Annotated in this window: 11 protein-coding genes; 2 read left to right on the forward strand and 9 right to left on the reverse strand. The window is 62.6% G+C overall.

Annotated features, from left to right (window positions below; genetic code table 11):
• Positions 1 to 24 precede the first annotated feature (24 nt).
• Together ACERK3_06305 and gdhA are read left to right on the forward strand one after the other, a co-directional pair.
• Positions 25 to 1,077: a beta-galactosidase trimerization domain-containing protein gene (locus tag ACERK3_06305; GenBank protein ID MFA9477907.1), complete on the forward strand. Its 1,053-nt coding sequence runs from the start codon at positions 25 to 27 to the stop codon at positions 1,075 to 1,077.
• Between the two features lie 292 nt (positions 1,078 to 1,369).
• The gene (gdhA, locus tag ACERK3_06310) at positions 1,370 to 2,728 is read left to right on the forward strand and encodes an NADP-specific glutamate dehydrogenase (GenBank protein MFA9477908.1); all 1,359 of its coding nucleotides are present in this window, start codon (positions 1,370 to 1,372) and stop codon (positions 2,726 to 2,728) included.
• A 14-nt stretch (positions 2,729 to 2,742) separates the two neighbouring features.
• On the opposite strand, the gene ACERK3_06315 is transcribed toward gdhA, so the two are convergent.
• The 9 genes from ACERK3_06315 to ACERK3_06355 form a co-directional block, all read right to left on the reverse strand.
• Positions 2,743 to 5,349 (reverse strand): PEP/pyruvate-binding domain-containing protein, encoded by a 2,607-nt coding sequence (locus tag ACERK3_06315; GenBank protein ID MFA9477909.1) that lies wholly within the window; start codon positions 5,347 to 5,349, stop codon positions 2,743 to 2,745.
• Between the two features lie 35 nt (positions 5,350 to 5,384).
• Entirely contained in the window at positions 5,385 to 5,771 is a 387-nt protein-coding gene (locus tag ACERK3_06320) for a cupin domain-containing protein (GenBank protein MFA9477910.1), read from the reverse strand.
• A gap of 59 nt (positions 5,772 to 5,830) precedes the next feature.
• A complete protein-coding gene (locus ACERK3_06325) occupies positions 5,831 to 6,928 on the reverse strand; it encodes a Gfo/Idh/MocA family protein (protein ID MFA9477911.1) in 1,098 nt (365 codons plus the stop codon).
• 220 nt (positions 6,929 to 7,148) lie between these two features.
• Entirely contained in the window at positions 7,149 to 9,338 is a 2,190-nt protein-coding gene (locus ACERK3_06330) for a PEP-CTERM sorting domain-containing protein (protein ID MFA9477912.1), read from the reverse strand.
• 372 nt (positions 9,339 to 9,710) lie between these two features.
• Positions 9,711 to 11,192, reverse strand: coding sequence for an aldehyde dehydrogenase (NADP(+)) (locus ACERK3_06335; protein ID MFA9477913.1), 1,482 nt, complete (start codon positions 11,190 to 11,192; stop codon positions 9,711 to 9,713).
• Positions 11,193 to 11,225: 33 nt separating this feature from the next.
• Positions 11,226 to 12,530, reverse strand: a complete 1,305-nt coding sequence (gene eno, locus ACERK3_06340) for a phosphopyruvate hydratase (GenBank protein ID MFA9477914.1) — start codon at positions 12,528 to 12,530, stop codon at positions 11,226 to 11,228.
• A complete protein-coding gene (locus ACERK3_06345; GenBank protein MFA9477915.1) occupies positions 12,511 to 13,554 on the reverse strand; it encodes a phosphotransferase family protein in 1,044 nt (347 codons plus the stop codon). Before ACERK3_06345 ends, eno begins: the two co-directional genes overlap by 20 nt.
• A 76-nt stretch (positions 13,555 to 13,630) precedes the next feature.
• The gene (locus ACERK3_06350) at positions 13,631 to 14,602 is read right to left on the reverse strand and encodes a carbohydrate kinase family protein (GenBank protein MFA9477916.1); all 972 of its coding nucleotides are present in this window, start codon (positions 14,600 to 14,602) and stop codon (positions 13,631 to 13,633) included.
• 26 nt (positions 14,603 to 14,628) lie between these two features.
• Positions 14,629 to 16,191, reverse strand: a complete 1,563-nt coding sequence (locus tag ACERK3_06355) for an L-fucose/L-arabinose isomerase family protein (protein ID MFA9477917.1) — start codon at positions 16,189 to 16,191, stop codon at positions 14,629 to 14,631.
• Positions 16,192 to 16,265: the final 74 nt, after the last annotated feature.

Here is a 16,265-nt window from a genome sequence, read left to right on the forward strand (position 1 = left end):
CTTCATCGCACCAAGCTGATGTACTTGCCCCTTGTCCCCGTCGCGGCGCTTCGCCACGGCGGGGCTTTCATTTCTATCGCTGATTTCGACGCGATCGCCGACCGCAGCGGCCCTCGATCCTTTGGCGACCACATCGCCGGTGTGCTCAAACAACACGGCCACAAGCTTGCAGGCACGCATCGTCCCAAGGCAAAAGTCGCGCTGATGTATAGTCGGCCAAGCGACCTGGTCGGCCGTATTGAAATGCTCGCCCTGAAAGAACGCCACCTCCCATTAGCGCGATCCTCCGATGCGTATCCGTACAAGCGGGCCTTGCGGATGAGTCATTTTCTTTATCAGGCGTTGGGCCATACGACAGACTTCGTCACGCCTGACGATGACCTGAAAGAGCAAGCCGTCGTGCATATTCCCGCAATGGAGATCGTGGACAAAGCCACAGCCGATCGGCTGAGCCAGTACGTCCAGGCGGGCGGCCGGTTGATCGTCGAATACCCCTTCGCCTGTCGGGACGAGAAGACATGGGTCGCACCGGATCGGCCGATGCACGATTTGGCGAAGCTACTCGGCTGCCGGGAGGCGGAGCGCATTGCACTGAACGATCGGCCGCTGAGCGTTCGCTTCGCCGGCGGCAAGACGGTTGACGCGGCGGTGTGGCGGGTGAACCTGACGGTCACAGATGGCGAGCCCATCGCGTGGTGGCCGAACGACGCGGTCGCGGCCGTGCGTCATCGTGTCGGCCTTGGCGAGGTGCACACACTTGGGTTGAACCTGTCGCTTTCAGCCAAGGGGCAATGGGAGGACCCTGCGATGGACGTGCTCGACGATCTGCTTCGCGGCGCGGGCGTTGAGCCCGAGCATCAGGCAGATCGCGGCGTTCTCGTACGGCGACGCGTCAGCGGTGAGCGTTCGATCTGGTTTGTCTTCAACGTGGCGCCGGAACGGAGACTGTGCACCTTGCCTGCCGAGCCAACGGCCGTCTGGCATGAAATGGGGATTGAACGGACGGCGAGCCAACTCACCCTATCGCCCGGCGCTGTGTTCGTAGCCGAGTTGCCTGACATACCTGGATCGCAGTAACACGGCTGGTCACGGCCCATCACCAGTACGCGATCAAGGAGCCCGCGTCTGCGGTTTCGGTCGGTCAGGGGCTCGAGGGCGGACTGGTTCCACCGGCTGGTAACCCGCGAGTGGCCGACGGTTTCGCTATCGTTCATTTTGCACCAGGCTTCGCTGAAACTATCATCAGCGTTCTGTCATACGCCCTGCGCCGACGCACGGATCAAGGCCGAGCCCGGCCAGGCTATCCGTCCGCGTCTCGCTTTGTGGCAGCACGCTTTTATTGCCGAGTTCGGCAAGCAAGGAACCATCGATGCCAACGCAAGCAGAGAGTCTGGACGCCACAATTGCTCCCATTTACGAAGAAGTGCTTCAACGCAATCCCGGCGAAACCGAGTTCCATCAGGCTGTGCGCGAAGTACTGACCGTGCTGAGTCCGGTGCTCAGCAAGTATCCGCAGTTCGCCGAGCGGAAGATCATTCAGCGTATCTGCGAACCGGAGCGGCAGATTATCTTCCGCGTGCCGTGGATGGACGACAACAATCAGGTGCAGATCAACCGCGGTTTTCGCGTGGAGTTCAACAGCGCCCTGGGCCCGTACAAGGGCGGCCTGCGCTTCCACCCTTCCGTCTACCTGGGCATCATCAAGTTCCTTGGCTTTGAGCAGATATTCAAGAACGCCCTGACCGGCATGCCCATCGGCGGCGGCAAGGGTGGCTCGGACTTCGACCCTCGCGGCAAAAGCCATGATGAAATCATGCGCTTCTGCCAGAGTTTCATGACTGAGTTGTACCGTCACCTCGGCGAATACACCGACGTGCCCGCCGGCGACATCGGCGTCGGCCAGCGCGAAATCGGCTTCCTCTTCGGCCAGTACAAGCGCATCACCAATCGCTACGAGTCAGGCGTGCTCACCGGCAAGGGGCTGGACTGGGGCGGCTCGCTCGTACGCAAGGAAGCCACGGGCTACGGCACGGTCTACTTCGTTAACGAAATGCTCAAGGCCCGCAACGACTCGCTCGAAGGCAAAACCTGCATTGTCTCCGGCTCGGGTAACGTCGCCATCTACGCCATCGAGAAAATCCGCCAGAGCGGCGGCAAGGTCATCGCCTGTTCCGATTCCAACGGCGTCATCGTGCATGAAGCCGGCCTCGACCTTGACCTCATCAAGCAGATCAAGGAAGTCGACCGCCGCCGCATCAGCGTCTACGCCGACCATCACAAAGATGCGAAATACCTCGCCAACGGGAACATCTGGGATCTGCCCTGCCAGGTCGCCCTGCCTTGCGCGACGCAGAACGAGCTTGACGACAAGTCGGCGAAGAAGCTGATCGACAACGGCTGCATCGTTGTCGCCGAGGGCGCCAACATGCCCACGACGCCGAAGGCGATGAACCACTTCGCCGAGGCGGGCATCGCCTTCGGGCCCGGCAAAGCGGCGAACGCCGGCGGTGTCGCGACCAGCGCACTTGAGATGCAGCAGAACGCCAGCCGCGACTCGTGGAGCTTTCGGCTGACCGAGCAACGCCTGCAGGACATCATGGTCGACATCCACAAGACCTGCCACGACACGGCCGAGGAGTTCGGCCAGCCGGGCAACTACGTGATCGGCGCGAACGTCGCCGGCTTCCTCAAGGTCGCCCGTGCCATGGTCGCCATGGGCCTGGTCTGATTGCGCAGTACGATTCATTCACATACGTCGTCGCAGCAGACCACAGCCTGCGTAACCACATCGGCAAACAGCCGCAGCCCCGCTGCGCCCGTTTCGTACACGCGCACCACCTCGGCCACCTCCGCGGAGGCGTCGGCCAACGCTTCAGTCGACGCCGTCGGCCCACCCTTCAACCACTGCGGCCGATAGTCGCAGTGCGCTTTCTCGGGAAACAGCGCAGCATAGAACGTGTCCGTCTCAACCAGGTCCTGAAAAAAGTGCGTGCCAAAACTCAGGTCCGGCATCAGCCCCCCTGCCTCAAACGCCACTTCCACAAGCACGCTGACCATGTTGATCTCGCTGAAGCGCACCGGCACGCCCAGCGCCGGCGTGCTCGTGCCCCAGCGGCCGGGCCCGATGAGCATGGCGGTGCAACGCTGTCGATCGGTAATTTCACGATTCAGGCGACCCACCAGCCTCGCCACCTCGTATCGTTCCGACGGCGACAACGCCACATAACCCTCCGGCTCGACCACGATCACCCGGTGAATCGGCATCGCCACGTTGCCGCCCATGAAGTCGCCCGTGCTGCGAAACAGCACCTGCTCGGGCCGTAGCTCGCTCGGCATTGCGACGGCCGAGTGAGCGCCTCGCGTCTGCATCGGACGACACTGCACCAAGTTGATCCGCGTCACGCCTTCACGCGTGAAGTTCGCGGTAAACTCGACGTCCACCGGCGTCTCATACACCTGCTCAAGCGTTTTGAGCATTCGCTGCATCCTCGCCGCAAAACCGGTGCGCTTCAGCAGCGGCTCGAAAGAGAGCAACCGGGGTTGCCCGTCCAACGGTTCCGACGTTGCCCCCGCCGCGGTCGTGTCGCCGCAGCGCGCAGCCACCCGGTCCAGCGGCATGTCCACGCCTTCGTCCAACAGTTGCCGAAACGATATGGTGCGCAGCGCGTTCGATTCCAGGTCAAGTACATCAACATCGTGTTGGGAAAACGCCCTTGCCTCCTGCGCATCCTTGTGCGGCTGTCGGCCAGGTTGATCGAGCGCTACCGTCCGCGCATAGTCGCCTTCCACACGATCCACCGCACGCGTGCCCAGCCCCAGAACCAGTCGCAACATGCCCGCCTGCGGGTCCATCTCCCGATGCCACACGAACGGGTTACGCGACATGCCCACGCCCGCCACGTCTGGAAAGTAATAGTGATCGCGATACGCGCCGGACACGCGCTGACACAGCAGCGCCATCGGCTCTTCCAATTGATCCAGCCCGCGCTGTCGTCGATACGCCAGGGCATCGGCGCTCATCGCGCTGGCAAAGATCCGCCGTACCGCTTCTTCCACCTGCGCATAGCGCTGCTCCGGCGTGCCACGGTTGACGCGGAAGTAGCTTTCGTACTTGCCCGCAAACGCGTTGCCGAACCCATCTTCAAGCAAACTGCTCGATCGGATCACCAACGGGTACTGCCCGAAATATTCGAGCATCTGCAACAGCGCATCTTTGACGTCCCCGGAGAATTTGCCATGCAGCATCTTCTCGTGCAGCTGCGCCGCGGCGGTGTAATAGCCCCGCTCGGTTTTCTGCTGCATGAACAGGTCCCACCAGCCGTTGTGCACCAGGTAGCCGTAGAAAACATCCGAGCCGACGTAGAACGAATCGTGCGGCTCGAGTTGCTCCGTCCACCCCGCGTCCGGCTCGGCGAGCAGAATCTGCCGCGCGAGCAACATACCCACCGCCTTGCCTCCAATGAACCCTGTGCCGATCAGCCGCGACTTGATCTCAAGCAATTGCTCCAAGCTCAGGTGTCGGCGGGCCAGCGCGAGCATCCGCTCGTCACAACCGATCATCACCCGGCAAAGCTGCGCGACCATGTCATGGCGTGTCGGATCGTCAGTGGACCGACGACATAGCCGTTCGGCGTCGAGGAACAATCGATCCCAGGAGTCCAGATGACGGTGGGCACTCAACACCTCCCGCGACACCAGATCCCTGGAAAGTCGAGTCGCGTCGTCGCTGTTGGCGACCGGCAGGAAGCGATCGCCCTTGCAGACATGTGGTAGAAACATCGTCGGCGACGCACGCCGCCACACCTTCATCGGATGTACGTGCAGTTGGCCTCGGCTGGTGTTCAGCCCCAGCAGCAGCTGCGTTGTTTCGCGAATCTGCGCAATCGTGCGGTACGCATGCCGTGTCCGCAGCAGGCAGAAGTAGGCCACCGTGTCCAGCTTGTAAAGGTAAGGGCAGATGACCCGGAAAAAATCGCCGATCATGCGATCCGTCGCCCACGCGTCGAGCAGATCGGTCAGGCAATCGAAGATGTAAAACGCGTCCGGCCCTTCGTCGGTGATGATCTGGTAGACCCGCGCGGTAAACGACTCGAACCCGTGATGCGCGTTGAGCTCATACACCGTCGCCCCGCTGTCGTCGGCTACCAGCGGCGCGTGCTGGCCGAAGCGCATGTAGATCGCCCGCCGCCCCTCGGCCTGCGTATGCTCAACGAACGGGCGAACAAAGCGGGCGTACTCCGTTACCGCGTCGGCAAGCCAGACCACGTTGTCGCCGACGCGCAGACCGTCGAGCACCTCGTCCAGCGCGACGAGCCCCGTGCTGGTCCACCTGCTGTTCGATTCCAACATCCCGGCTCCTCACTTCCACCACGCCGCGTGACGGCTCATTCATTGGCGACGCTCGAATGTTCGAGTTGGAAGTCGCGCCGGCCGGTGGAGTAGGCGACAATCATATCGGCATCTTCATCACCGATGTTGACGGCGTTGTGGAAGACGCCGGCGGGTATGCTCAGCGTATCGCCGGGATTGAGCGTAACGGCGTCGCCGCCGAGGGTGTGCCTGAGCTTGCCGCGGAGCAGGTAGAGGACCTCTTCGCACGTGGGGTGACAGTGGCGGGGGTTGGCTTTCCCCTGCCGGATGACGACACGGCCGAGGGTGAGGCCCTTGTTGCCCGTTAACGGCTCGTTGGCGAGCCAGGTGAGCGTGCCCCAGCCGTCGTCGACGGTATGGTTGGCTGCGTCGGTCGCGTTGCGATAAGTGCCTTTCATCATCACTCCTGAAACGAATGGGCCGGACGCCTGGCGTGCGTCATGGTCAAGGTATCGGCGCGTCAGGATACCTTGCCTGGTTCGGTATCGATTCGAATATGCTGGCCATCAGGCTGGCAGTAGGCTTCATAGATGCGAAGCATTTCGAGCGCGTTGTCGAGCGTGCCGACTTCCGGCGGGGTGTCGTCGAGGACGCACTGACAAAAGTAGCGGATTTCCGGAGCATAGCCGAGAAGGAAGATGCCCTTGTTGTACAACTGACCGAGGGAGAATTCGGGTTCCCAGTGAAGGGCGGCGCGTTCATCGCCGCCGTAGTAGTCGCCGGATCGTCCGTAGCCGCCTGCGGGCTTTGGCCCGTCGCTGTAGAAGGTGAGTTTGGTGTTATTGTGGATGACGACGTTGCCGCCGGGGCCGACGATTTCAGTGCGTTCGAGGAATGAGCTGCTGCCTTGACCGCGATCGAGATGGAGCGATCCGACAGCGCCGCTGGCAAACTGGATGGCGGTGACCGTGCCCCCGGTTGGGCTGCGCTGGACGAAGATGGACTCGGCGGGGCCGGCAAGATATTGCAGGACCGACCAGGGATGGACGATGTGATCGAGGAAGCGCCACATCTTGTGAAGATCCTGGCGGTCTTCGAGGGGAGGCAGCGCCTCAGGGTAACGAGCGGTAATGGTGCTGATGGAACCGAAGGCGGGACGGGTGATGATCTCGCGAGCCTTGACGTTGGCGGGGAAAAACATCTTCTTGAAACCCACGGCAACGAACTTCCCGGTGGCTTCGCTGACGCGCATCATGTCGAGTACTTCGGCGGAACTGGCGGCGGGTGGCTTCTCGATCCAGACATGTGCGCCAGCTTGCATGCAGTCGATGGCGATCTGAGGATAGCGAGGCCGACCATCTTCGTCGTAGTTGGTCACAACGGTGACGGCTTCAGGCTTTTCGCGCTCGAGCATTTCGTGGTAGTCGGTGTAGGCAGCCTTAGCGCCGAACATGCAGCCGGTATGCTCGGCTCGCTCGCGGTCGAGATCGCAGACGGCGACGAGATCGATCGGTGCGTACGGGTGAGTGGAAAAGACATTGCGGATGGCGTGGCCGCCGCAGCCGATGGCGGCAAGGCGAACCCGACGTGGGTACTCGTGATTGTAAAGCACTTTCATGGGGGGGCCGCTTCCTTTCATCGCTACGCGTGAGGGCTCATGCCACCACAAGCCGACACGCCGGGATGCGGCCCCCACCACGAAGCCCGAAATGTCGAAATCGGGTCAGGCGTAACGATGCATCCGCGTCGACGTCGACACACGGAGACTGTCTACCTTCGTTAACGCCGCAACGTCAGGCCGCGCGAGGGCAGGCAGAGCCACATGGATCATCGCGAGTTTATGATTCTCGCTGACAACGCCGTCGCCGAAGCAGCAGCGCGAAGCTGCCGAGGCCGATTATCGCAGCCGTCGTGGGTTCGGGGATGTATTCCGTCGCGTATCTTCCAAGCTCCATCTGCACGCCATCGACCCACAGCGTGCCTTTATCCATCATGTAGACACGAAGAAAGCTGCCGCCGGGATCGATGTCTTCCAGCAGGAATTCGTAGCGTTCCCATTCGTCGGTAACATCGAACTGGAATAGCTCATCCCAGCCGACGAGGATCCACACGCGCGAGCCGCCCTCTGCCTTGAGGTACAGCGAAAGGGTGTGATCGCCTGCCTCGACAAAGCTGAACCCCTGGCTGACCGCCGGGGCCCAAGCATTGGTGTAGATGTTCCGCGTGTCGCCGGCGGCGTTGGTCAGCCGCATGCTGCGGTTGCCGATGACCGCCTCATCGGTCACCGGTGTCCATCGGCCGTCTGCATGTCCCGCGACGCCGACCTCCATCAGCGAGTCTGCGTCGCCCCACTCCGCAGGCCAGCCTGGTAGCCGCCCATAGTCCTTGGCAAAGTGGCCGTTGCGGATGAGGTTCCGCGTCACCTCGAACGTCGGGTCCTCGGGGATGATGAACTCGCCGACGTTCACGAGCATGCTCAGCACCTCGTTGTGATTCCACTGGCCGTCGAGTTCATACACCCCTCGGCCGTAGGGCTGGAGCGTGGCGCTGAACGTGCCGTTCTGAACGCTGACCGTGTCGTCTTCGAACCACACATTGCCCATGCCGTGGTATCGCTCGGGCAGCGTAAACTCCAGATCTACGTAGGCCGACTCGGCGTTGGCGGCGATCAGGTAGGTCTTGCCATTGTGGTTTTTGATGAGCACCTTGACACTGTTTTCCGTGCCCGGGTTCAGGTAGGCCACCGACTGATCAGGCGAGCGATCCAGAAGAATAGGCGCGAGCGCTTCCACCTCGCTCGCGGTCTGGTCGAGCATCTCCCAACTCGGCAGATACGCAGCGGCGAAGTCCCAGTAGAAAATGCCATTCACGTCCGCCGCCAGTGAGAGATAAGCCTGTGCCTGATGTTCCTCCGGGCTTAACGGCCGACTGCGTCCCGATGAGTTGTCGAACAACGGCGTGTAGACGAACGGCTGGTCATGCTCGCTGGCGATCTGCACCGCTGCCCGCGCGTTTTCATACACCGAACTCATGTGCTGGTTGTCGCCCACGTAGAAGTCGCGCATCGGAATGTCCCACGCATCCCAGTGCATGTTCTTGGACAGCCCCACCGAGAAAAGCACAGCCACCGGATGATACGGATCGATGCTCTTGACCTTCTCGTAGAATTCCTCGACGCCTTTCTGCATCATCAGGTGGTGCTTATGCTCCGGGTTGTTCTGCCAGAAGTTGTCCGGCTCGTCATAGCTGTAGTAGCCGATGACCGCGGGATGATCCATCGCATTCTGCACCACGCCGGGCACGACCTGCTCGTTGATCACCGGATACTTGTCGTCCCAGTAAGGCCCGTTCGTGTAACGCCCTTCCACATCGTTGAAGCGGACGTACAGCGCCTGTTCCGCCAGCTTCACCGGGTTCTCAAAGGCATACATGCCGCTGGCGTGGATCGCGTCAAGATAGTCGCGCACCGCCGCGACGTTGTAGGGATCATCGGGACTGAGGCTGCGGTTGTATCGGTTGGCAGTGGTCTCGCTCTTCCATCGCTGGGTCACGTTGAAGCCGGCGTCCGCCATCGTCTGCGCCTGGCCGGCGAACACGCCCATGACGCCCATGGGGAAAAACGGGTTGCCGTCGACGTGCATCACCCGGCGATACCGATCGATCTGCGTGATGGTCGTCCCTGCCGGTGGCGGGGGCTGCTTGACGAGCGTGTCGGTCCCCTGCCAGACGACGCTGCCCTGATCCAGAATGTCCAGCGACAGCGAATACGTCCCCGCCGCCAGGTCGGCCAGCGGGAGTTGAAGCTGATTAAAGCCGGCCTCCGTCAGCGGCCCGTCGACCACCGTCTGCGTGCCGTTGTGCGTCAGTGTGGCGCGGAGCGTGAGATTCTCATTCAGCGTCTGGTTGGGCCTGACGTCGAAGATGATGTTGGCGACATCTTCGTTGACGTAGTAATCCATCTGCGACAACGCCTGCACGTGTGCGTCGAAGCCGGCACCATTCCCATAAACGGAAGTACCACCAAACATTTGTACAACCGACACAATGAACGATGCGGCCACTGCTGCGATTGCTTTCTTCACCATCCTTCGATTGTCGAGCATGCCATTCTCCGCACAAGAAACTGTGCATAATAGGTTTATACGACGACAGCTCAGGCGGCCACCCCGTTACCCGTGCGTAAACAGCACCGGTGGCACAGATAGTAGATTAGCGTACGATCCGCGATATGCCAAACAAATTTACAACTATTTCATCGTGCCGAATTCGGTACGCGGCGCGTGCGATCGCCTTGCATGGCTCGGCAAGCAAGGATGCTACCGCCGCGACCATCGCGTCGATCGTCCGGCCGAAGCAAACGGAAAGGCAAAGATGCAACAGCGTGCCCAAGGGCCGCGGACTCACACCGCGTCTTTGGTGAACGTGCCGTCGATTGTCCGCCAGATGCCACACGGATTGTCGTCCTGCAGCGGCGGTGGGAGCAGGCTGGCAGGCGCATCCTGATAGCACACCGGCCGAGCCCAGCGGTAGATCGCGGCTGTGCCGACGCTGGTGAATCGGCTGTCCGTCGTGGCCGGGTACGGCCCGCCATGCTGCATCGACGAGCACACGTCCACGCCCGTCGGAAAGCCGTTGAACAACACGCGCCCTGCACGCTGTTGCAGCTTGGGCAACAAACGCGCCGCGTCGGCCTGGTCGGCGTCGGCCATATGAATGGTGGCAGTCAACTGGCCGGGGATCGTCGCGATCAAACGCTCCAGTTCGTCCATGTCCTCCGCCTCGATCACCAGCGTCGTCGGCCCGAAACATTCCTCCAGCAACGCCGCGTTCGCGATCACTTCCGACGCCTCGGTCCGCAGCACCGCCGCACCACCAGCGCCCGCCTCCCCAGCCTCAACCACCGCAACCGTCTGCACGCCCGCCATCGCGCGCAGTCCACCGAGCGACTTCACATACTGCTCGGCAATCTGCTCATGCAGCATCGCCCCGGTCGGTGTCTTTGCCACAGACTCGGCAAGCCGATCAATCAGTCGGCTTGTCGCTTCGCCCTTCAGTGTCAGCACAATGCCAGGCTTCGTGCAGAACTGCCCCACACCCATCGTAAAGCTCTGGTGTAAGCCGTCAGCGATCTTGTCACCCCGCTCGCGAACGGCTCCGGGCAACAGAACGACCGGGTTAACACTGCCCATCTCCGCGAAAACGGGGATCGGCTGTTCACGTTCGTTCGCCGCGTCGAACAGCGCCCGCCCGGCCTTATGCGAACCGGTGAAGCCAACCCCCCGCACCGCCGGGTGACGCACCAGGTCGAGGTTCTCCGCGTGATGATCGGTGTGCACCAAGGTAAAAACACCCGCCGGCAGACCCGCATCCCCAATCGCCTCGGCGATTGCGTCGGCCACGAGATCGCTCGTCTGTGGATGCGCCGGGTGAGCTTTGCAGACCACCGGGCAGCCGGCCGCGAGCGCCGACGCCGTGTCGCCGCCGGCCACGCTGAATGCCAGCGGAAAGTTGCTCGCCCCGAACACCACGATCGGCCCGATCGGAACGAGCATCCGACGAATGTCCGGCTTCGGCATCGGCTGACGCTCCGGCTGAGCGCGATCAATGCGGGCATCCACCCACGAACCTTCACGCACCAGCGCCGCAAACATCCGCAACTGGTTGACCGTTCGGCCGCGCTCCGTTTCAAGTCGACCGGCCGGCAAGTGCGTCTCTCGACCGGCCACGTCCGTCAGCTTTTGCCCAAGCGCGTCGACCCGCGTCGCGATCGCTTCAAGCAACGCGGCCCGATCCTCGGCAGGCAACGTCGCGAAAACACCCTCGGCACAGGCCGCCGCGCCTTCCACTGCCTCGGAAACCGATACCTTGTTGCGTTGTGTCATCGTCTGTACTCCCGTTTAATTCATTCAATCAAGTCACGCGTCGCGACGGCCAGCGGTTGTCGGCTGAAACCCCAGCAAACCGCCGCTGGCAAACGTCTTTCGCTCGCCCAGTTCACGCGCGATCCGAAGCACTTCATTCCACTTGGCCATCCGCTCGCTTCGTGCGAACGACCCCACCTTGAGTTGGCCGGCATCCGTCGCCACAGCCAGGTGGCTGATGAACGCATCTTCCGTTTCACCCGAGCGAGCCGACACGACCGGCCGCCAGCCGGCCTGCTGGGTGAGGCGGATCGCGTCGATCGTCTCCGTCACCGTGCCGATCTGGTTCAACTTGATCAGCACGGAATTGGCGAGCTTCTGCTCGATGCCACGCTCGATCCGTTGGCGGTTGGTGGTGAACAGGTCATCGCCGATCACCTGCACGTGTTCGCCCACGCGCTCGCACACCCGTCGCCAGCCGGCCTCATCGACATCCGCCGCAGGGTCTTCGATGCTGACGATCGGATACCGCTCACACCAGTCAATCATCAGGTCGGCAAACGCTTCGCAGCTGAACTGCCGGTCTTCCAGCCGGAACCGGTAGCAGCCCGCCTGTTCATCGAACAGGTCGCTCGCCGCGATGTCCAGCGCGATGCCCAGGTCTTCGCCCGGCCGATAGCCGGCGCGTTGAATCACTTCCACCAACGTGTCCAGCGCCTCGGCGTTTGTCGCAAACTCAGGCCAGAACCCGCCTTCGTCCGCAACGCCCGCCAGCACGCCGCGCTCCTTAAGCAACTCGCCCGCCGCATGGTAAACGTTGAACGTCATCTCCAGCGTCTGCTCGTAGCTCGTCGCGCCGATCGCCATGACCAGGTAATCTTGCACGTCCGTTCGCCAGGCCGCATGGCTGCCGCCGCCGATGATCTGAATCATCGGCAAGGGCAATCGCGTACCGTCGCCCAATGACGCGTACAGCGGCACTTGCCGGGCGTTGGCGGCGGCGTTCGCGACGGCCATCGATACGCCGAGGATTGCATTCGCCCCGAGCCGGGACTTCTCCGCTGTGCCGTCGAGTTCGATCATCCGCTCGTCGATGGCCCGCTGTTCGCTAACGTCCATGCCACGCACCGCCGGGCCGATCACGTCACGAATGTTTGCGATGGCTTTGAAGACGCTCTTGCCTCGATAGCGCTGGGCATCGCCATCACGCAGTTCCAGCGCTTCAAACTGGCCTGTCGACGCGCCGGATGGCACGAGCCCTCGGCCGCGCACGCCATTGTGCAACGTCACCTCCGCCTCGACCGTGGGATTGCCGCGCGAATCAAAAATCTGCCATGCATCAACGGTTGCGATTTGCATCAGGGCCATGCTCCTTTTCCACCTTCGTAAACCACAATGCCGCCACGGCATCGAGTGTCCAATCGTCGCCTTCCAGCAATGCCTCGGTGACGAACCGCCGCACGAACTGGCGCGTCGCGTCGATCGTGAGATACTCCACCGGACTCTTACCGTCGATGCGGGCGAGCATCAGCATCAGCAGAAGCCGGGCCGTACGCGCATCCATCGCCTTCGCATCCAGTGCATCGCCAAGCGTTTCGAAGTACGCGCCGCGGGCAGTATCGATCATCTGTCGCAGGCCTGCACGGTTCGCTCGCTCAAGCAGCGTTTTGAGAAACAGGTGGTTGAGCAGGAAAGCCAGGTCGAACGCCGGATCGCCATACCATGCGACTTCGCAGTCGAGCACGACAAGCCGAGCCGACGACACCATGATGTTCTTCGGGCTGTAGTCGCCATGGACCAGGGCCAGCCGTGTCGTTGCGAGCCGCTCGGCCTCAGCCTCGATTATGCCCCGCAACTTCGAATGCCGCTTCGCCGTGGTCAGCAGGTACGGGTCGACGCGCAGTGCCTTGAAGTTGCACGTCGTATCAAACCGACGCGCCACCTCATCACGCCCGGCCGACGTGCGATGAATAACCGCCAGCGTATGTCCCGCCCGCCGCGCGTCGGCGACGTCCAGCTTCCCCTGCAGCAGCTTCTGCTTCCAGTTCACGAAGCCCGCGCCGAGATGCTCCATCACAAAGTAGCCATCCCCCGCATGCATGATCGCCGGCACCGCCTCTGGCATCACGTCCTGCACGTACTCAATGTACTGTCGCTCGAAAAGGTTGCGATTTGTATCCGCGTACCAGTCCTCCGCCACACGCAGCTTGGCGAGTGCGCGCTTGACCACGAAGTCGCGCTCCCCGTCGCGCACGCGAACGATCTCGCTCGACACGCCACCGGTCAGCGGTTCGACCGATACGCGATCGCCACGCACGACATTGTCGGCGCGAAGTTGCGCTATCAGCGCCGCCATTTCGGAATCCGGAGATATCTCAGGCACGTTGCCTCTCATCTTTCATCACAACTTACACCGCAGCCGCCGTCAATGTTCGGTTCGCACCGAGCGGCCGCGACAATCAACGCGCCGCTGCTTCGTCACCCTTCCAAGCCAGCAGGTGCTGTCGCAAGGGGTTGGAGAGCTCAGACAGATCCGCTTCCGCCAGCGTCCGCCGCGTCGGCAGGCCACCTCTGCCGCCCAGCGCCGTCGCCACCCGACTCGCCACGAACGCCGCGAACTCCATGCGACGCACAAGCGGCAGGCCGTCCAGCAAAGCCGACGCGTACGCCGCGTGGTACGCATCGCCACAGCCGGTCGTATCCACCACCTCGACAGCAAAGGCAGGCTGATGACGCACACCCTCGGCGGTCCACGCCCAGCTACCCTCGACGCCGTCGGTGATCAACACCTGCCCGTCGGTCATCCCGCCCAGCGCTTCAACCACCGCTTCGGGTGCGTCATGGCCTGTCAGCGTCCGGCCCGCGGCGGCGGGGAGTATCGCATGCGAAGCAAGCGCGAGCATGCGACGCAGCACCGTCGGCTCGCCCGCCTCAATGTCAATCACCGACGCCACACCCGCCTCGTGCGCTGCCTGAAGCGCCGCCAGGCCCGCCTCGGTTTCATATCCATCACAGAACACGAGGCGGGCATTGCGGATCGCCTCCGCCGGCACATCGTCGGCCGTGGGGTGGCGATAACCCGCCAGCGTGTAGTAGACCGTTCGCTCGCCGGTGTCCGGGTCGATTTCCACCACGGCGATGGCCGGCCGGGCGCCCACCTCGTCGATGAGAAAATCGAGCATCACGCCATGCCGGGCGAACTCGGCGCGGGCGATCGTCGCGAGCGTGTCCTGGCCGAGTCGCCCGACAAAGGCTGTCCGCCAGCCCAGCGTCGCGAGCAGGCACGCCGCGTTGCCCGCCGGCGCCCCGCCCTGGATGACGAGTTCGTTGACCTCATGCTTGTCGCCTTGCTTCCGCTGCGGCGGCAGCTTCACCAGCACGTCGACCACGTTCAGACCGACAACGACAACTTCCGGTGCAGTGTGAGCCATGGTGGTTCCGTGTGTATGCGACATGGTCATCGACTCAGGTACATGCTCGTCTGCTCACCGATCGCCTTCACACCCAGCCAGTGGTTGAGCATCTCCAGGTCCCGGCCGAGATGGCCCATGCCCAGCGACCAGTGATGATCCAGCCCACGGTTCATGATCGTGCCCATCACGCTCTCGGCGGTCGCAGGCGATTCGGGTGTCATCTCAGTGTAGTTGCCGCGGAATGCCAGCTCGCAATCTTCCAGCCGACCTTCAAACGCGAACATCGTCGACGCATCCGGCGATTGGTAGCGCACCACCGTGGCCGGCCCGGTCACGAGCGGGAACTCAAGCATGAGTCCGACGGCCGTTTCCGGATCACCATTTTCAAGGATAGAGTGACGGGTTGCGTCGAAAGTTGCGCCCGCGCGAAGCAATCGCGTCGGGCACGCGCCGCAATGCCATATGCCGAGCCGGTTGGCGTCGACATCGAGCGTGGAGAGGTCCATCATCGTGGGCACAGCCGCGCCGTCGGTGAGCAGGTGCATCGCCAACGACGAGATCAACCCGTTCATGTCGCCTTCTTCAACCGTGCACAAGCCCGCATCGTTGAGCATCGACACCGCGCCGTCGATTGCAAAGCCGTAGCAGTCGAATAGCTCCGGCCAGCTTTTCACGGTGCAGCCGATGTAGCCGCCGCTCACTGACAAGTCGTAGATGCTCAAACCCATGCGCAACGTGCGCAACGCCTGCTCGTCCGGCAGGGCGACGCGGTTGCAGGCCTCGTGCGATTTGATCGCCTGCCACAGTCGGCTGACATCCGCGTCGGCGAACTTCTTCCCATGCTGATGCGCCGCTTCAAGGTCGATGCGATCGAAGCGAAGGCCGAACCGCCGCATCACCGCCAACTCGTCTGTTTCCCCATCGTAGAACGCCGACACGCGCGAACCGCCGACGTGCAACGCCTTGCCATGACGTAAGCGTGCCTTGGCACGGACACTCGCGCCGAAGCGTTGAATGTACGGGTCGGCCGTGGCGTCGATCGCTGTATGATGCCAGACGTAGCGCACATTCATGCGCTGCCACATATTCAGCAGAAAGTTCTGACAGCAGAGGCTGTTCGCTTCGAGGTTGCCCCCCTTCTCATCGGGCAGCGACCAAGAGAGCACGGGCATGCGATGGTCCGCCAGCCATCGGCCGAAGTGCGACCCGATCTCGCCGGCCGTGTAGGTCGCGTGCAGGAATATCACCCCCGCCACGCCGCGTTCCAGCAGCCCGTCGGCGAACGCGAGCAACGCATCCGGATCTTCAAACGGTTCGTCGGCCGTCAGCACTTCAAACCGCGACGCGTCCAACACCTGTCGGACGCGATCGCAAGCCGCGCGATAATTGCCCACCGCTGTCTCGTAGGGAAAGTGCGCCCGGATGCAGCAGCCGACCACGGCAATGGGTACGGGCCTGGTGGTCGGCGGCGGGCCGAGCAGGTCGTGCAGCACCTCGGTTGTCACCCCCTTCGCAGGCAGGTTGATTTCCTGGTCGCGCCGAGCGGAAGCCACGCCATCGGTGGCCCGAGTGCCGCCTCCTTCTTGTGTCAACATGCGATCGGTCATGGGCAGTTTTCCACGAAGTGAGCTGTCGGGAGATTACATCGGGACCCTTCAAGGGTAACCGCCGCCGCATCGCG

Source organism: Phycisphaerales bacterium AB-hyl4 (assembly GCA_041821185.1).
GTDB lineage: Bacteria > Planctomycetota > Phycisphaerae > Phycisphaerales > Phycisphaeraceae > Natronomicrosphaera > Natronomicrosphaera hydrolytica.

Bases quoted from the DNA above. Each gene is read 5' to 3' on its own strand.
- gdhA (MFA9477908.1), top strand. From the start codon at position 1,370: ATGCCAACGCAAGCAGAGAGTCTGGACGCCACAATTGCTCCCATTTAC.
- ACERK3_06315 (MFA9477909.1), bottom strand. From the start codon at position 5,349: ATGTTGGAATCGAACAGCAGGTGGACCAGCACGGGGCTCGTCGCGCTG.
- ACERK3_06320 (MFA9477910.1), bottom strand. From the start codon at position 5,771: ATGATGAAAGGCACTTATCGCAACGCGACCGACGCAGCCAACCATACC.
- ACERK3_06325 (MFA9477911.1), bottom strand. From the start codon at position 6,928: ATGAAAGTGCTTTACAATCACGAGTACCCACGTCGGGTTCGCCTTGCC.
- ACERK3_06330 (MFA9477912.1), bottom strand. From the start codon at position 9,338: ATGTTTGGTGGTACTTCCGTTTATGGGAATGGTGCCGGCTTCGACGCA.
- ACERK3_06335 (MFA9477913.1), bottom strand. From the start codon at position 11,192: ATGACACAACGCAACAAGGTATCGGTTTCCGAGGCAGTGGAAGGCGCG.
- eno (MFA9477914.1), bottom strand. From the start codon at position 12,530: ATGCAAATCGCAACCGTTGATGCATGGCAGATTTTTGATTCGCGCGGC.
- ACERK3_06350 (MFA9477916.1), bottom strand. From the start codon at position 14,602: ATGGCTCACACTGCACCGGAAGTTGTCGTTGTCGGTCTGAACGTGGTC.
- ACERK3_06355 (MFA9477917.1), bottom strand. From the start codon at position 16,191: ATGACCGATCGCATGTTGACACAAGAAGGAGGCGGCACTCGGGCCACC.